A 15,598-nucleotide genomic window follows, 5' to 3' on the forward strand; every position below is an offset into this window, starting at 1 on the left:
CCATGTCGAACGCCATCGCCGAAGCCCCCGCGGAGACGACCGAAGACACCGGCATCCAGTCCTTCATCGTCACGTTCAACATCCGCCGGTTCGACCCCGAGGTCGACGCCGAGCCGCACTGGGTCGACTACGACGTGGAGCTCTACTCCACCGACCGCGTGCTCGACGCCCTGCACAAGATCAAGTGGGAGGTCGACGGTTCGCTCACGTTCCGCCGCTCCTGCGCCCACGGGATCTGCGGCTCCGACGCCATGCGCATCAACGGACGGAACCGCCTCGCCTGCAAGACGCTGATCAAGGACCTCGACATCTCGAAGCCCATCTACGTCGAGGCCATCAAGGGCCTGCCGCTCGAGAAGGACCTCGTCGTCGACATGGAGCCGTTCTTCGCGTCGTACCGCGAGGTGCAGCCGTTCCTCGTCGCGAACTCCGTGCCGGAGAAGGGCAAGGAGCGCCTGCAGACCATCGCCGACCGCGAGGTCTTCGACGACACCACCAAGTGCATCCTGTGCGCCGCGTGCACCTCCTCGTGCCCCGTGTTCTGGACCGACGGTCAGTACTTCGGCCCGGCGGCCATCGTCAACGCGCACCGCTTCATCTTCGACTCGCGCGACGACAACGCCGCCGTGCGCCTCGACATCCTCAACGACAAGGAGGGCGTGTGGCGGTGCCGCACGACCTTCAACTGCTCCGAGGCGTGCCCCCGCGGCATCGAGGTCACGAAGGCGATCGCAGAGGTCAAGCAGGCGGTCCTTCGCGGACGCCCCTGAGGCATCTCCTCCCCCGCGCGAAGGGCGGCTCCGACTGCGGAGCCGCCCTTCGCGCGTCTCGGAGGCGTCCCGGCGTGGGGCGCCTTGGATAGGGTGGGGTCGTGTCCGACCCCACTGGTGCCGCGACCGAGCCCGGTCGTCTCGATGCGGCGGTCGAGCGCGCGACCGCGCTGACGCAGCGCACCCTGGGACTGTTCCCGGTGCGGGTGTGGCGACACTTCCTGCAGCACAACGGCTTCCTGCTCGCCGCGGGCGTGAGCTATCAGGCGCTGTTCGCCATCTTCGCCGCGGTGTACCTGGCCTTCGCCATCGCCGGTCTCTGGCTGGGCGGCAGCGAAGATGCGGTCAACGGCCTCATCGACATCATCAACAACTACATCCCGAACCTGATCCTCGATCAGGGCGGCGTGTTCACACCGCAGCAGGTGCAGGAGATCGCCTCCAACACGACCGGCGTGCTCGGCGTCACCGGCCTCATCGCCCTGGGCACGGTGATCTGGACCGCGATCGGCTGGGTCACCTTCTCCCGCCGCGCCGTGCGAGACATCTTCGGGCTCGAGCCCGACCGCCGCAGCTACCTGCTGCTGAAGGCCCGCGATCTGCTCGCGGCCCTCATCTTCGGGGTGGCCCTGATCCTCGGGTCGGCCCTCAGCTCGGCCAGTGCGGCCGTGCTGCGCTGGCTCCTCACCCTCCTCGGGTGGGACTCCGGATCGGACGGGCTGAACCTCAGCATCCGGATCGGGACCGTGCTCGTGTCCTTCGTGCTCCTGACCGGGGCCCTGGCCGCGATGGTGCGATTCCTCACCGGGACCTCGCTGCACTGGGGAGTGATCTGGCCGGGCGCACTCCTCGGCGGTGCGGCCATGACCGTGCTGCAGTTCGGTGTCGGCTTCCTGCTGAGCTACACGCCGTCGAACCCTCTCCTGGCCACGTTCGCGATCTTCGTCGGACTGCTGCTGTGGTTCCGCGTGAACGGCGTCGTGATGCTCGTCGCGGCGTCGTGGATGGCGGTGACGGCGCAGGACCGCGACCTGCCGCTCCTCGCCCAGACCGAGGCGGAGCGCCGCATCGACGAGCACCGGGCGCTGCTCGTCGCCGCGCGCATCCGAGCCCGAGACGCGCAGGCGGAGCGCGATGCCGCCCCCTGGTACCGCGTGTGGGCGACCGAGCGGGCGCTGCGCCGCGCACGGGAGGAAGTGGCGCACCTCGAGGCCACTGCCCCGCCGCCGCTGCCGGCGGGTTCCCCGCTGGCACAGCGTCTGCTCACAGAGCTCAACCACCGCCAGGACCGCGGTGATGTCGGAGGCGCTCGTTAGGCTGGAGGAATGCCTCATCTGCGTATCGCCACGGTCAATGTCAACGGGATCCGAGCGGCGGCTCGCAACGGGATGAGCTCGTGGCTCGACGCGGCGGACATCGACATCCTCACCCTGCAGGAGGTCCGCGGCCAGGACGAGCACATCGAGGCCGCCCTCCCCGGATGGACCTTCGTGCACGACGAGGCGACGGCGAAGGGGCGCGCAGGCGTCGCGATCGCCAGCCGCCTCCCCGCCGTCGCTTCCCGCACCGACTTCGGGCCGGAGGACTTCGATTCGAAGGGGCGCTGGATCGAGGCCGACTACGTGATCGGCGACCGGCCGCTGACGGTGGTCAGCGCCTACGTGCACTCGGGCGAGGCGGACACCCCGAAGCAGGACGAGAAGTGGAAGTTCCTCGACGCGTTCGAGGCCCGACTCGCGTCGCTGAACACCGACGGCGCCCTCGCCCTCGTCACGGGCGACCTCAACGTGGGACACCGCGAGCTCGATATCAAGAACTGGCGCGGGAACCGCACCAAGGCCGGCTTCCTCCCGCGGGAACGCGCGTACTTCGACCGGTTCCTCGGCGAGGCGGGCACGTCGATCACGGGGACCGATGGCTCGGTCGGCACCGGCCTCGGCTGGGTCGATGTCGGGCGCCGCTTCCACGGTGAGGTCGACGGTCCGTACACGTGGTGGTCCATGCGCGGGAAGGCATTCGACAACGACTCCGGGTGGCGCATCGACTACCACCTCGCAACTCCCGCTCTCGCGGAACGGGTCGAGGCTTACCACGTCGCCAGGGCCGCCGCCTACGACCAGCGCTGGAGCGACCACGCACCGGTCGTCGTCGACTACTCGTACTGACGACGCCGAGCCGGCCGCGCAAGCGGTTGCGTCGTGCCGGGCCGCGCTCGCGCACAGAGTGCGTTACCCGGACACGGATCGCGCCGAGCCGGCCGCGCGGGAGGTTACGTCGTGCCGGGCTCGCTAGGAGCCGGGCTAAGAGCCGGGCTGCGCAGCCGCGTGCCGGTCCTGTTCGCGGTACCACCCGCGGTACTCCAAGACCGTCCCCAGCACCGGGTTCACCGCGCGCATGTCGATCGTGCGACGACGGTGCTCCTCGTCCCAGCCGTCCACGAGATCGACGTGCACGCCGAGGGGTCCGCGGAGCGCGACCCGTCGACCGCACAGACGCAGCGCGACCCGCACCGTGCTCATGCGGAGGAACCCCTCCGGTGTCACGGAGCACGCCTCGATCAGCTCGACCCGACCGCGCGAGCCGAGGAGGTTGCGCACCAGCCCAGGGCGGACGCTCACGGTCAGACGGTCGGCGATCTCCTGCGCACCGCGGGAGAAGCCGAACACGCGGACGGAGTCGAGCGTGGCACGCCCCGACGGAGACCGCCCGGACACCGTCATCAGCGTGAAGGGCACCGCGCGGCCCCGGGCGGTGACGAGCAGACGCGGGCCCACGACGGGACGGGCGAGCGCCGACCATCGACCGAAGCGGCTTCCCGCGATCGCGAACACTCCCTCCGCGTGACCGACGGCCGAGGGGCGACGGAACGAGGCGAGCAGTTCCGGATGCAGTCGCTCCGCCTCCGCTCCGAGGGCGTCGAGGAAGACCTGGCCTCGTGCGGGCGGGGGTGTCTCGGTCATGCCGCCAGCGTAGGCGACGGCCGCGCGGAGGGCCGCGCGACGGGCGCATAGGATTGACGGGTGAACAAGCCTCGTCTCTACTCCGGAATGCAGCCCTCCGCCGACTCCCTCCAGATCGGCAACTACATCGGCGCTCTCCTGCAGTGGCGAGAGCTGCAGAACTCGTACGACGCCTTCTTCTCCGTGGTCGACCTGCACGCCCTGACCGTGGCCCAGGAGCCGGCGGAGCTGCGGGAGAAGACGCGCCGGACGGCTGCGCAGTACATCGCAGCGGGCATCGAGCCCTCGCAGTCGACGCTGTACGTGCAGTCCCACGTGCGCGCACACGCCGAGCTGGCCTGGATCCTCAGCACGATCACCGGTTTCGGCGAGGCCGGTCGCATGACGCAGTTCAAGGACAAGTCCGCCCGGTACGGCGCTGACTCGACCAGCGTCGGACTCTTCACCTATCCAGTGCTCATGGCCGCGGACATCCTCCTCTACCAGACCGACGTCGTGCCGGTCGGCGACGACCAGAAGCAGCACGTCGAGCTCACGCGCGACCTCGCCGAGCGCTTCAACACGCGCTTCGGTCCCACCTTCACGGTGCCGATCCCCGTCATCCAGAAGGAGACGGCACGGATCTACGACCTGCAGAACCCGACCGCGAAGATGTCGAAGTCGGCGGAGAGCGACGCCGGCGTCCTGTGGATGCTCGACGACCCGGCCAAGTCGGCCAAGAAGATCATGCGGGCCGTGACCGACAACGAGGGCTCGGTGCGGTTCGACCGCGAGAACAAGCCCGGTGTCTCGAACCTGCTGACGATCTACGCAGCCCTCACCGGTCGGCAGATCGCCGCGATCGAGGACGAGTACGCGGGCCGTGGCTACGGAGACTTCAAGAAGGGCCTGGCAGAGGTCGTGGTGGCGGAGTTCGGGCCGGTGCGGGAGCGCGCGCTCGAGCTCCTCGACGACCCGGCCGAGCTCGACCGCATCCTCGCCGCGAACGCCGCCCGCGCGGACGCCGTCGCCGATGCGACGCTGTCCGACGTGTACGACCGCGTCGGACTGCTCCGGCGGGTCTGACGGCGGCGGCGCCCGGGGGCGAGGACGGCAGCGCCTCTAGGATGGGGGCGTGACCGATCCCCAGCTGCCTCCTCCCCCCGGCGCACGCTCGACCCCCGACGGACCCCCGCCGGCACCCCCGGCATACGCCCCCGCGCCGACCGCCGCCCCGGTCCCGCCCGCATACGATGCCGCACCGGTCCCGCCGTCGTACGCAGCCGCCCCGGTACCCCCGGCATACGCCGCTGCCCCCGGCGCGTACCCGACCGCGGCTCCGGTCGCACCCGCCGCCCCTCCCGGTGCCTACGCCGTGCCCGTGGGCGGCTACGCGGTGCCGTCCGGGGCCTACAGCGTGCCGGATGCGGCTCCGCAGCGCTCCGGCGTCCTGGGCTCGCTCGCTCTCGTCTTCTCCCTCGTCGCGGCCGTCGTGGCCCCGATCCTCGGCGGCATCAGCGCCTTCGAGATCGGCCGACGACTCCCCTACGGCGTCTCGAGCGGTAATGACCTGAGCGTCCTCAGCCCGGCGCGAGATCAGGTGCTGTGGGCGGAGCTGTCGTTCTGGACCGGGACGGTGTTCGGCGTCGCCGCGCTCGTCCTCGGCATCATCGCGATCCGCCGTCGGCAGGGTCGCGGTGCCGGGATCGCCGCGCTCGTGCTCGCCGTGCTCGGCGTCGTGATCTTCTCCGCCGTCGTGCTCGTCACGTTCGCCGTCGGTGGTGCCGCCGGATTCGCAGGCTCCCCCGCCTGATCGCTCGGCCGCTCAGCGGGGCGCGTGGTGCTTCTGCTGCGCGGCCAGGAGCCCCTCGTCCACCAGCAGCTCGACCGCATCGGCGGCATCCGCGACGAGGAGCGGCAGGTTCGCCCGCTCGTCCTTCCCGAACGGGGACAGCACCCAATCGGCGGGGTCCTGACGCCCGGGCGGGCGCCCGATCCCCACGCGCACGCGCGGGAACTCGGGCGTCGTGAGCGCGCGCGCCACGTCGCGCACGCCGTTGTGTCCGCCGTGGCCGCCGCCCGTCTTCAGCTTCACCGTGTCGAACGGGATGTCGAGCTCGTCGTGCACCACGACCACGTGCTCCGGCGCGACGGAGTAGAACCGGGCCAGTGCGGCGACCGGTGTCCCCGAGACGTTCATGAAGGTGTTCGGCTTGGCGAGCACGAGCTTGTCCGCCCCCGGGCGCAGCCACGTCTCCACCACACGAGCACCGCCCTTGTGCTCACGGAACGTCTCGCCGCGCCTGCTCGCCAACTCGTCGACGACCAGCTGGCCGATGTTGTGGCGGGTCGCCTCGTACCGCGGGCCCGGGTTGCCGAGTCCGACAACGAGCCAAGTGACTGCCATTCCTCGTCCTCTCTCGCGGGCGCCGCGCACCCGGTCAGGATACGACGGAGGGGACGCGATGCGATCGCGTCCCCTCCGTGGTGAAGCTGTCGGAGATCACTCCGCGGCGGCCTCCTCGGCAGCCTCGGCGGGAGCCTCGCCCTCGGCGGCCTCGGCCTCGTCCTCGACCGGAGCGGCCGGAACGGCGATCGCGACGACCAGGACCTCGGGGTCGGTCAGCAGCGACGAGCCCTTGGGCAGGGTGACGTCGGCGGCCGTGATGTGCGCGCCCTCCTCGAGACCCTCGACCGACACCTCGATGTGCTCCGGGATGTGGGTGGCCTCGGCCTCGACCGACAGCGTGGTCGCGTCGAGGTTGACGATGGTGCCGGGAGCCGACTCGCCCGTGACGACGACGGGAACGTCGATCGCGACCTTCTCGCCCTTCTTCACGACCAGCAGGTCGATGTGCTCGATGATCTGGTGCACCGGGTCCTTCTGCACGTCCTTGACGAGCGCGAGCTGCGAGGTGCCCTCGATGTCGAGGTCGAGCAGCGCGTTCGCGCGACGCACGATCAGCGAGACCTGGTGGCCCGGGAGCGCGACGTGCACGGGCTCGGTGCCGTGGCCGTAGATGACGGCGGGGATCTTGCCGGCGGCGCGCAGACGACGGGCGAAGCCCTTGCCGAAGCTGTTGCGCAGCTCGGCGTGGACCGTGGTGTCTTCAGACATGGGTTCTCCTTCGGGGCACGCAGCGAAGGCGCCGCGCGGTGGTCTTGGAATTGTGAACTCGAACGCGGACGCGTGAGGAAAGCCACCGGGCTTGCTTCGCCGCGTCGATTACGGATATCCGCGCACGCGCAGAAGCATCCCTCGCCGAGGTACGTGTCCATGGTACCGGATCACCCGATAGGCTGAGGACACCGTCCCTTCTGCAGAACTCGGAGTACCCCCATGCTCGACGGCGCCTTCCTCTCGCACGTCCTCCTCTGGCTCATCGGCGCCATGACGCTCTGCGCCGCGATCGGTACCGCGGGCGCGCTGTTCTCGCTCGGCCGCTCCGGCTACCGCAAGGACTGATCGCCCCTCCGACGCTCCTCGTCCCGCCACGCGGCGACGATGGCGTCGACCTCCCCGGCGGGGTTCCGCGTGGCCTCGACCCGCACCCCGCGCTCATCACTCTCCAGCGGCTCCAGCGCCGCGAGCTGCGAGTCCAGCAGCGACGCCGGCATGAAGTGGTCCTCCCTCGCCCGCATCCGCGCGGCCAGCACCGCAGGATCGACGACGAGCTCCGCGAAGAACGCCTCCGGCGCCCCCGCCCTGATCGCCTCGCGGTAGCGACGCCGCAGCGCGGAGCAGGCGATCACGATCCGGTCGTGCGCGCGCAGCGTCTCGCCCACGACCCGCAACCACGGCAGGCGGTCCTCGTCGTCGAGCGGGACACCGGCAGCCATCTTGTCGACGCTGGTGAGCGGATGCAGATCGTCACCGTCGACGAACCGCGCGTCCAGCGCCTCCGCGAGGGCCCGGCCCACCGTCGACTTGCCCGAGCCGCTCGGCCCCATCACCACGATGCGGACGCTCATCGCCGCCCGGATCAGTAGAACTCGACGGTGTCGACCACGGCGCGCAGCTCGCGGCCGTCGAGCAGGCGGGTGGCGTTCTCCGCGAAGCGGCGGGCGATGCGCTCCTCCTCGCGGGAGCTGAGCGCCGCGGTGTGCGGACTCACGAGCACGCGCGGGTGCGACCACAGGGGCGAGTCCTCCGGCAGCGGCTCCTCCTCGAACACGTCCAGCCCGGCGAACCCCACGCGCCCGTCGTCCAGCGCCCGCAGCAGCGCGGCCTCGTCGATCACGCTCCCCCGGCCCACGTTGGTGACGATCACCCCGGGGCGCACCGCCCGCAGCACGTCGTCGCCGATCAGGTGCCGGGTCTGCGCGGTACCGGGCAGCGTGACCACGATCGCGTCGACCTCCGCGACCACCTCGCTCAGCGCATCCGGGGAGACGAGCCGCTCGACCCCCTCCACCGGGCGGCCGGAACGGCTCGTGCCCCACACCCGCGCACCCAGCGCATCGAATCGGCGCGCGCACTCCGCTCCGATCCCGCCCAACCCGACGACGAGCACCGTCATCTCCTCGACCTGCCTCATCTCCCACCGCTCGGGCCAGCGACGGTCGCGCTGATCCTCCAGCAGACGCGGCAACCCCTTGGCACCGGCGAGCACGGCGAACACCGCGAACTCGGCGAGCGTGCCACCGTGCACGCCGGCGCTCGTGGTGAAGACGACCCGGTCCAGGTCGGCGCGACCGAGGTCCGCGGCGCGCACCGTGCTCCCGCCGCCCGCCGCCGTGGTCATGACCCAGCGCAGCCGCGGGTTCGCGGACACCGTGCGCGCCAGGGCGCGGGGATCGACGTCCGGGATCCCGAACAGCACGTCGGCGGAGTCGACCAGGGCGTCGAAGGCCTCCTGCTGCTGCGGCGTGCGCGTGAACCCGGGGTCGCCCGACCAGTCCGCGGGCCCGCGCATCGGTGGCACGAGCGACGGATCGCTCACCACCTCCAGGCGCGGCTCCAGCTCTTCGATGAGCCGGCACAGCTCCTCGGGCAGCGGCACCGCCACCACGGCGCGCACCTTCTTCTCGGACTCCGTCACGGCGACTCCCTCTCTGCAGGCCTGCTTCGACCAGCGTAGAGGTCGAGGCGGGCCGCACCGCCGCGGCCTCACGAGGACACGATCGCGCACCGACCGACCGCACAGCGATACGCTGAACACAACCCTTCTTCACGATCGAGGAGCCCTCTGTGCCCGAAGCATCAGCGAACATCGGAGTCGTCGGACTCGCCGTCATGGGGTCGAACCTCGCCCGCAACCTCGCCAGCCGCGAGGGCAACACCGTGGCGATCTTCAACCGCAGCTACGAGAAGACCGAGACCCTCCTCGAGGAGCATCCGGAAGCCGGCTTCATCCCCGCCCGGACGTACCAGGAGTTCGCCGATGCGCTGCAGAAGCCGCGCACGGCCATCATCATGGTCAAGGCGGGTGCCCCGACCGACGCGGTGATCGATTCGCTGGTCGAAGTGTTCGAGCCGGGCGACATCATCGTCGACGGCGGCAACGCCTACTTCCCCGACACCATCCGCCGCGAGAAGGCCGTGCGGGAGACGGGCATCAACTTCGTCGGCGCCGGCATCTCCGGCGGCGAAGAGGGTGCGCTCACCGGTCCCTCGATCATGCCCGGCGGCTCCGACGAGTCGTGGGTCACGCTCGGCCCGATCCTCAAGTCCATCGCGGCGGTCGCCGAGGGCGAACCGTGCGTCACGCACGTGGGTCACGACGGTGCCGGCCACTTCGTCAAGATGGTGCACAACGGCATCGAGTACGCCGACATGCAGCTGATCGCCGAGGCCTACGACCTCATCCGTCGCGGCACCGGCAAGTCGCCCGCCGAGATCGCCGAGATCTTCGCGGAGTGGAACCGCGGCGAGCTCGAGTCGTACCTGATCGAGATCACCGCCGAGGTGCTCCGTCAGGTGGATGCGGAGACCGGCAAGCCCCTCGTCGATGTGATCCTCGACCAGGCCGGCGCCAAGGGCACCGGCGCCTGGACCGTGCAGACCGCGCTGTCGCTCGGCGTCCCGGTCTCCGGCATCGCCGAGGCGACCTTCGCCCGCTCGCTTTCCTCGCACCCCGAGCAGCGCGCCGTCGCCGCGTCGCTGCCCGGACCCGACGAGGAGTTCACCGTGCCGGCCGATCAGGTCGATGCGTTCATCGAGGACGTGCGCCTGGCGCTCTACGCGTCGAAGATCGTCGCGTACTCGCAGGGCTTCGACGAGATCCGCGCGGGGGCCGCCGAGTACGGCTGGAACATCGACCTCGGCGCGATCTCCAAGATCTGGCGCGGCGGCTGCATCATCCGGGCGCAGTTCCTGAACCGGATCGCGGACGCCTACGCCGAGACGCCCGACCTTCCCGTGCTGATGACGGCGCCGTACTTCGCCGAGGCGCTGACCCGCGCCCAGTCCGCCTGGCGCCGCGTCGTGGTGACGGCCGCGCAGTCGGGCATCCCCGCCCCGGCGTTCTCGTCGTCGCTGTCGTACTACGACGGCATCCGCGCCGACCGGCTCCCCGCCGCGCTCGTGCAGGGCCAGCGCGACTTCTTCGGCGCCCACACCTACAAGCGCATCGACAAGGACGGCACGTTCCACACGCTGTGGTCGGGCGACCGCACCGAGATCGAGGCCGAGGACACGCACTGACGCCTCCGTGCGACGAGGGCCCGGGAACCGCATGGTTCCCGGGCCCTCGTGCGTCGTCGCTCAGACGCTGATGTTGTGGTTGCGGCGGAACAGGTTCTGCGGGTCCCACTGCCGCTTGACCTCGCGGAGCCGGGCGAACGCCTCTTCGGCATACATGCCGGCGACCGTCTCGGACTGCTCCGTGTCGACGAAGTTGCTGTACTCGGCGAGGCGCCCCGCGGCGATCCGCTGGACCTCGACGGCAGCGCGCTCGCGCGCGGCGTCGTCGAGCAGTCCGGGGATGTCGAAGGCGGCCGCCATCACGAACCAGGTCGCGGAACGGGCGGGGAACGCGGTCGCCACCTGAGGCACGTCGGCGAAGGCGCCGCCGAGCGAGCGCAGGAACACGACCGACGCCGGATAGGCGCTCCGGAAGGCGATCAGGCGGTCGATCAGCTCATCATCGAGGTCGGACATGAGCCCGTTGGCCGCGATGAACCCGGGAGGAGCGGGGGCCTCCTCCCCCTCGGGCTGCGGCATCTCCAGCAGGATGTCGCGGTAGGCCGGCGTACTGACCTCACTGTGCACGCCATCGAGCGCGGCGATCGGGGCGAGGGCGGCCTGCAGCGCCTCGGGCTCGGGGCCGGCCCAGACCGCGGTGAGCCTGGCGCCCGCCGGCGCACTCGGGTCCATGGGCGGCACGTCCATGAACGTGACGGTGAGCTCGCGCGGGGCATCGCGCATCAGGTCGCGTGTCGCCCGGAGGACGTCGGTGGCATCACCGTCGACGACGTTCTCGGCCAGCGCGACGCCCGGGAGCCGGTGCGCCTCGAAGTCGAAGCGGGTGACGATGCCGAAGTTGCCGCCACCGCCCCGCAGCGCCCAGAACAGGTCGGGGTGCTCGTCGGCGGAGGTCTCGATCACGTCGCCGGTCGCGGTCACGACCTGCGCGCCGACCAGCTGGTCGACCGCGAGGCCCCAGGCCCGGACCATCCAGCCGATGCCGCCGCCGAGGGTGAGACCGCCCACGCCGACGCTCGCGGTGTCGCCCGAGCTGAGCGCGAGGCCGTGGTTCGCGAGCTCCGCGGCCACGTGGCCCCAGACGGCGCCGCCGCCGATGCGGACCCTGGTGCCCTCGACCTCGACGGAGGACAGGGCGCCGAGCTCGATGCGGATGCCGGGCGCGGGGGCGTGCGACCAGGGGCCGTGGCCGCCGGAGACGACGGTCAGCGGGACGGGTTCCCGTGCGGCGCGACGCACGAGGTCGGCGACCTCGGAGACGGTGGAGGGACGGTGGATGATGGGGGAAGGATGCTCGACGCTGTCGGTCATGAGCACACGGTAGACCCGGGCGCAGACATTCGGGAGGGCTGTTCCCAGAGAACACATAGCGGCCTCCATAGAAATCGCATAGGAGATTCCGCAGAATAGACGCTATGACCAGCGACCTGCCCGAACTGCGCCGCCCCGACGGCTCCCCTCTGCGCATCCTCGCCGTGGACGACGAGCAGATGCTCACCGACCTGCTCGCCATGGCCCTGCGGATGGAGGGGTGGGAGGTGCGCACCGCGTCGTCCGGCCTCGAGGCCATCCAGGTGGCCAAGGAGTTCGAGCCGGACGCGCTCGTGCTCGACATCATGATGCCCGACCTCGACGGGATGTCCGTGCTCAAGCGGCTCCGCGATGCGGGCAACCTCGTGCCCGTGCTGTTCCTCACGGCCAAGGACGCCGTCGGCGACCGCGTGGCGGGCCTCACCGCCGGCGGCGACGACTACGTGACCAAGCCGTTCAGCCTCGAAGAGGTGATCGCCCGCCTGCGCGCGATCATCCGCCGCACCGGTCACGCGACCGCAGACGACGGGCAGTCCATCCTCCGCGTGGCCGACCTCACGCTCAACGAAGACAGCCACGAGGTCGTGCGCGACGGCACCGAGATCGAGCTGACCGCGACCGAGTTCGAGCTGCTGCGCTACCTGATGCGCAACGAGCGCCGCGTGCTGTCGAAGGCGCAGATCCTCGACCGGGTGTGGAGCTACGACTTCGGCGGGAAGTCGTCGGTGGTCGAGCTGTACATCTCCTACCTGCGCAAGAAGATCGACGCCGGACGCACTCCTCTGCTGCACACGGTGCGCGGCGTCGGCTACATGATCAAGGCCCCGCAGTGAGCGGAGCGACGATGACGCGACGCCCCATGAGCCTGCAGACGCGGCTCATGACGGCCGTGATCGGCTTCGTGTCGCTCATCCTCGTCATCGTCGCCATCATCACCAGCGCCACCCTCGGCAGCACGCTCGAACAGCAGCTCGACGACAAGGTCAAGGGCTACGCCGTCACGATCCGCGACCAGGTCGTCGAGCGGGTCGCGCCGTCCGATGCGACCGTCGAGAACATCCTCTACCGCATCGACCCCGTGCCGGGGCTGCTGCTCTCGGTGGGAAGCCCCGTCGCCGGTGCCACGGGCGTCGCGTTCCACGACAACCGCGCCGAGCTCAGCAACCGGTCGACCACCCTCACCTCCGAGCAGCTGCGACAGCTGTACGGCACGGTCGCCCTCGGCACCCAGGGCACCATCACGTTCGACGGGCTCGGCTCGTACCGCGTCTTCGCGACCACCGCGAGCAACGGCGTCGTCGTGGTCACCGGCCTCCCCCGCGACGAGATCCAGAACCAGCTCACGCAGCTGCTCACCGTGATCGTGCTCGCGACCGTGGGCGGCCTGATTCTCCTCGCCCTCACCACCGCGGTGACCATCCGGGTGAGCCTTCGTCCGCTGCGCGCGGTCGCCGCGACCGCCACCCGGGTCGCGAACCAGCAGCTCGACCGCGGCGAGGTCAGCATCACCGAGCGCGTGCCGCCCGCCGAGGCCGATCCGCGCACGGAGACCGGGCTGGTGGGCGCGGCGCTAAACAAGCTGCTCGACCACGTGGACGTCTCCCTCGCCGCTCGGCAGAAGAACGAGGAGCGCATGCGGCAGTTCGTCGCCGACGCGAGCCACGAGCTGCGCACCCCGCTCGCCTCGATCCGCGGCTACTCCGAGCTCTCCCTGCGCGCGCTCCGTCAGGCGGACGCCGCGACCGACCCCGCCAAGGCCCCCGAGGCGATCGAGGGCACCACGTCGTCGCTGGAGCGCATCCAGGCGCAGTCGCTGCGCATGACCAGGCTCGTGGAGGACCTGCTGCTTCTCGCCCGGCTCGACGAGGGCCGCGAGCTCGTCTACAGCAACGTCGACCTCGCGCAGCTCGCGCTGGAGGGCCTCTCCGACGCGCGGCCGACCGCACCCGAGCACCACTGGAGCATCGAGGTCCCGGACGAGCCGGTGCTGATCCTGGGCGATGCCGGGCGCATGCACCAGGTGGTGGCGAACCTGCTCGCGAACGCCAGGGCACACACCCCGGCGGGGACCACGGTGACGCTCAGCGTCGCCAGGGAGGGCGACGACGCCGTGCTCCGCGTGCACGACGACGGGCCGGGCATCGACCCCGCGATCCGCGACGAGCTCTTCGCCCGCTTCGCCCGCGGTGACACCTCGCGCGCCCGTCAGACCGGCGGCACCGGGCTCGGCCTCGCGATCGTGAAGGCCATCGTCGAGGGGCACGGCGGCGTGATCGACGTGACCAGCGAGCCGGGTGACACCACCTTCACGGTGCGGATCCCGTCCGCGCCCGCTCCGGCCCCCGCTCAGTAACCCGCGAACGCGTCGGTCGTGAGGCTGCGCGCCCTCTGCAGCGCCGGCGCGAGGTCGGCGATCAGCCGCGGCGGTCCGGAGATGAACGCGTGCCGCTCGGCCAGGTCGGGCACGGCCTGCTCGAGCGACTCCGCACCCAGGCGCGCGCCCCGCGCCCAGGACCAGTGCGCGGGAAGCCCGGTGGGCTCGTCGCGCGTGAACACCACCGTCCGCACGCCGGTCGCCTCCAGCTCCTCCCGGAACGCGAGCTCCGCGGCCTCCGCGGCGACGTAGACCAGCACCACGTCGCGCTGCTGACCCGTGGCCCGCAGCTGCCGCAACTGCGACACGAACGGCGTCACGCCGATGCCCGCCGCGACCATGAGCACGGGCTGCTCGCCGCGCGGAAGGACGAAGTCGCCCCACGTGCCGGTGACCGCGAACGTCGCCCCCGGCTCCGCGGCCGCCAGCGCGCGCTTGTAGCTGGACGGGTGCTTCTGGTCGCCGTTCTTGTACGCGATGCGCAGCGTCGGCAGGTCGGCCGGTGCCGAGACGATGCTGAACTCCCGTCGAGTGCCCCGCGCGTCGGGACGACGGTGCGGCACGTCCAGCTCGAGGTACTGGCCGGCGAGGAACCGGACCCGCCCCTTCGCGCGGAACGTGAGCTCCTGCGCGGTCGGGGTGACGAAGGTGCGACGCTCCAGCACGAGCCGCACCGAGCCGCGCAGCGCGAACGCGAAGGCGAGCAGGTTGCCGATCAGCAGCGCCCGCTCCTGGCCGAGCGTGAACAGCCCGGCCACCGAGATCGGCCAGCCGGCGAGCACACCGACCAGGACCGCGACCGCCAGCTGCTGTCGCCGTCGCGGCGGGAGCGTGAGCGGCTCGGACAGCATGAACGCGCCGAGGAACAGGAACGGCGACTGCAGCACCGCGAACGACAGCGCCGTGACGAGGTCGAACGGGATGTCGAACTGCGCCGCCTGCACGGCCTGGCGCACCAGGGACGTGGCCACCGCGGCCACGAGGAAGAGCGACACGACCCGGATCTTCTCGGTGCGCCAGAGCACGGCGAGCCCGAGCAGCACCACCGGCACGGCGAGCACCGGAGTGCCGACCCACCACGACGACGAAGTGCCCAGCCACGCGAAGGCTCCGAACGCGCCAAGGATCGAGACGACCGCCGCACCGAAGGCCGCCGGGTTGAAGATGTGGCGGCCGCGCCAGGCGATCACGTACTTCGACACGCTCGCCACGGCGCCCGCGATCGCGAGCCCGAGCAAGGCTGCGGGCTCCACACCGGGACGCAGCACGAACAGCAGGATGAGCGCGGTCACCAGCGACGACTCGATCCGCCACGGCAGCCGGAGGATGCGCTGCGCCGCCGCGTCCACCGCCGAGATCACGGCCGCGAGCACCACGAACGACACCACGAGCTCGACGGGCGTCGGCGACACGATCACCCCGAACAGCGACAGGACGAGGGCGATCGCGGCGAGGGCGATGAGGGCGAACAGCACCAGGCGGTACATCGACAGCGCGCCCAGCACGGCGAGGACGCGCTGGCGTGCAGCGGCGAATGTCGTGATCACGGTTCCACTCT

The 15,598-nt window shown here is 71.0% G+C and carries 16 protein-coding genes; 9 read left to right on the forward strand and 7 right to left on the reverse strand.

Going from position 1 to position 15,598, the window contains the following annotated elements:
- Window positions 1-2: 2 nt before the first annotated feature.
- The 3 genes from DW299_RS08315 (at window position 3) to DW299_RS08325 (ending at window position 2,935) form a co-directional block, all read left to right on the forward strand.
- Window positions 3-770, forward strand: a complete 768-nt coding sequence (locus DW299_RS08315) for a succinate dehydrogenase iron-sulfur subunit (protein WP_136030386.1) — start codon at window positions 3-5, stop codon at window positions 768-770.
- A gap of 101 nt (window positions 771-871) precedes the next feature.
- The gene (locus tag DW299_RS08320; RefSeq protein WP_136030388.1) at window positions 872-2,086 is read left to right on the forward strand and encodes a YihY/virulence factor BrkB family protein; all 1,215 of its coding nucleotides are present in this window, start codon (window positions 872-874) and stop codon (window positions 2,084-2,086) included.
- Window positions 2,087-2,095: 9 nt separating this feature from the next.
- The gene (locus DW299_RS08325) at window positions 2,096-2,935 is read left to right on the forward strand and encodes an exodeoxyribonuclease III (RefSeq protein WP_136030390.1); all 840 of its coding nucleotides are present in this window, start codon (window positions 2,096-2,098) and stop codon (window positions 2,933-2,935) included.
- Between the two features lie 135 nt (window positions 2,936-3,070).
- On the opposite strand, the gene DW299_RS08330 is transcribed toward DW299_RS08325, so the two are convergent.
- Window positions 3,071-3,730 carry a DUF4166 domain-containing protein gene (locus DW299_RS08330; protein ID WP_136036309.1) on the reverse strand — a complete coding sequence of 220 codons (660 nt, stop codon included), beginning with the start codon at window positions 3,728-3,730 and terminating at the stop codon, window positions 3,071-3,073.
- Window positions 3,731-3,790: 60 nt separating this feature from the next.
- On the opposite strand from DW299_RS08330, the gene trpS reads away from it, so the two are divergent.
- Together trpS and DW299_RS19495 are read left to right on the forward strand one after the other, a co-directional pair.
- Window positions 3,791-4,795: a tryptophan--tRNA ligase gene (gene trpS, locus DW299_RS08335; protein WP_136036310.1), complete on the forward strand. Its 1,005-nt coding sequence runs from the start codon at window positions 3,791-3,793 to the stop codon at window positions 4,793-4,795.
- Between the two features lie 49 nt (window positions 4,796-4,844).
- Window positions 4,845-5,522 carry a hypothetical protein gene (locus DW299_RS19495; protein WP_240745351.1) on the forward strand — a complete coding sequence of 226 codons (678 nt, stop codon included), beginning with the start codon at window positions 4,845-4,847 and terminating at the stop codon, window positions 5,520-5,522.
- 12 nt (window positions 5,523-5,534) lie between these two features.
- On the opposite strand, the gene pth is transcribed toward DW299_RS19495, so the two are convergent.
- Together pth and DW299_RS08350 are read right to left on the reverse strand one after the other, a co-directional pair.
- On the reverse strand, window positions 5,535-6,116 hold the full coding sequence (pth, locus tag DW299_RS08345) for an aminoacyl-tRNA hydrolase (protein WP_136036311.1): 582 nt from the start codon (window positions 6,114-6,116) through the stop codon (window positions 5,535-5,537).
- Between the two features lie 96 nt (window positions 6,117-6,212).
- The gene (locus DW299_RS08350; RefSeq protein ID WP_136030399.1) at window positions 6,213-6,827 is read right to left on the reverse strand and encodes a 50S ribosomal protein L25/general stress protein Ctc; all 615 of its coding nucleotides are present in this window, start codon (window positions 6,825-6,827) and stop codon (window positions 6,213-6,215) included.
- 222 nt (window positions 6,828-7,049) lie between these two features.
- Here DW299_RS08350 and DW299_RS19625 point away from each other — a divergent pair, with 222 nt between their 5' ends.
- A complete protein-coding gene (locus DW299_RS19625; protein ID WP_275090547.1) occupies window positions 7,050-7,175 on the forward strand; it encodes a hypothetical protein in 126 nt (41 codons plus the stop codon).
- Here the strand turns inward: DW299_RS19625 and DW299_RS08355 are convergent.
- Together DW299_RS08355 and DW299_RS08360 are read right to left on the reverse strand one after the other, a co-directional pair.
- On the reverse strand, window positions 7,160-7,681 hold the full coding sequence (locus DW299_RS08355) for a gluconokinase (protein ID WP_136036312.1): 522 nt from the start codon (window positions 7,679-7,681) through the stop codon (window positions 7,160-7,162). The genes DW299_RS19625 and DW299_RS08355 overlap by 16 nt on opposite strands.
- A gap of 11 nt (window positions 7,682-7,692) precedes the next feature.
- Window positions 7,693-8,751 (reverse strand): D-2-hydroxyacid dehydrogenase, encoded by a 1,059-nt coding sequence (locus DW299_RS08360; RefSeq protein WP_136030404.1) that lies wholly within the window; start codon window positions 8,749-8,751, stop codon window positions 7,693-7,695.
- A 149-nt stretch (window positions 8,752-8,900) separates the two neighbouring features.
- Between DW299_RS08360 and gnd the strand changes: the two genes are divergently transcribed.
- On the forward strand, window positions 8,901-10,355 hold the full coding sequence (gene gnd / locus DW299_RS08365; RefSeq protein WP_136030406.1) for an NADP-dependent phosphogluconate dehydrogenase: 1,455 nt from the start codon (window positions 8,901-8,903) through the stop codon (window positions 10,353-10,355).
- Between the two features lie 60 nt (window positions 10,356-10,415).
- Here the strand turns inward: gnd and DW299_RS08370 are convergent, their stop codons facing one another.
- A complete protein-coding gene (locus tag DW299_RS08370; protein WP_168443099.1) occupies window positions 10,416-11,666 on the reverse strand; it encodes an FAD-binding oxidoreductase in 1,251 nt (416 codons plus the stop codon).
- 104 nt (window positions 11,667-11,770) lie between these two features.
- Between DW299_RS08370 and DW299_RS08375 the strand changes: the two genes are divergently transcribed.
- Window positions 11,771-12,499 carry a response regulator transcription factor gene (locus DW299_RS08375; protein ID WP_136030408.1) on the forward strand — a complete coding sequence of 243 codons (729 nt, stop codon included), beginning with the start codon at window positions 11,771-11,773 and terminating at the stop codon, window positions 12,497-12,499.
- Between the two features lie 26 nt (window positions 12,500-12,525).
- Window positions 12,526-14,019 carry a sensor histidine kinase gene (locus DW299_RS08380; protein ID WP_136036313.1) on the forward strand — a complete coding sequence of 498 codons (1,494 nt, stop codon included), beginning with the start codon at window positions 12,526-12,528 and terminating at the stop codon, window positions 14,017-14,019.
- Here the strand turns inward: DW299_RS08380 and DW299_RS08385 are convergent.
- Window positions 14,013-15,587, reverse strand: a complete 1,575-nt coding sequence (locus DW299_RS08385) for an FAD-dependent oxidoreductase (protein WP_136030410.1) — start codon at window positions 15,585-15,587, stop codon at window positions 14,013-14,015. The genes DW299_RS08380 and DW299_RS08385 overlap by 7 nt on opposite strands.
- Between the last annotated feature and the right edge of the window lie 11 nt (window positions 15,588-15,598).

This window comes from Microbacterium sp. K35, from assembly GCF_004794375.1.
GTDB lineage: Bacteria > Actinomycetota > Actinomycetes > Actinomycetales > Microbacteriaceae > Microbacterium > Microbacterium sufflavum.

Bases quoted from the DNA above. Each gene is read 5' to 3' on its own strand.
- DW299_RS08315 (WP_136030386.1), top strand. From the start codon at position 3: ATGTCGAACGCCATCGCCGAAGCCCCCGCGGAGACGACCGAAGACACC.
- DW299_RS08325 (WP_136030390.1), top strand. From the start codon at position 2,096: ATGCCTCATCTGCGTATCGCCACGGTCAATGTCAACGGGATCCGAGCG.
- DW299_RS08330 (WP_136036309.1), bottom strand. From the start codon at position 3,730: ATGACCGAGACACCCCCGCCCGCACGAGGCCAGGTCTTCCTCGACGCC.
- pth (WP_136036311.1), bottom strand. From the start codon at position 6,116: ATGGCAGTCACTTGGCTCGTTGTCGGACTCGGCAACCCGGGCCCGCGG.
- DW299_RS08350 (WP_136030399.1), bottom strand. From the start codon at position 6,827: ATGTCTGAAGACACCACGGTCCACGCCGAGCTGCGCAACAGCTTCGGC.
- DW299_RS19625 (WP_275090547.1), top strand. From the start codon at position 7,050: ATGCTCGACGGCGCCTTCCTCTCGCACGTCCTCCTCTGGCTCATCGGC.
- DW299_RS08355 (WP_136036312.1), bottom strand. From the start codon at position 7,681: ATGAGCGTCCGCATCGTGGTGATGGGGCCGAGCGGCTCGGGCAAGTCG.
- DW299_RS08370 (WP_168443099.1), bottom strand. From the start codon at position 11,666: ATGACCGACAGCGTCGAGCATCCTTCCCCCATCATCCACCGTCCCTCC.
- DW299_RS08375 (WP_136030408.1), top strand. From the start codon at position 11,771: ATGACCAGCGACCTGCCCGAACTGCGCCGCCCCGACGGCTCCCCTCTG.
- DW299_RS08380 (WP_136036313.1), top strand. From the start codon at position 12,526: ATGAGCCTGCAGACGCGGCTCATGACGGCCGTGATCGGCTTCGTGTCG.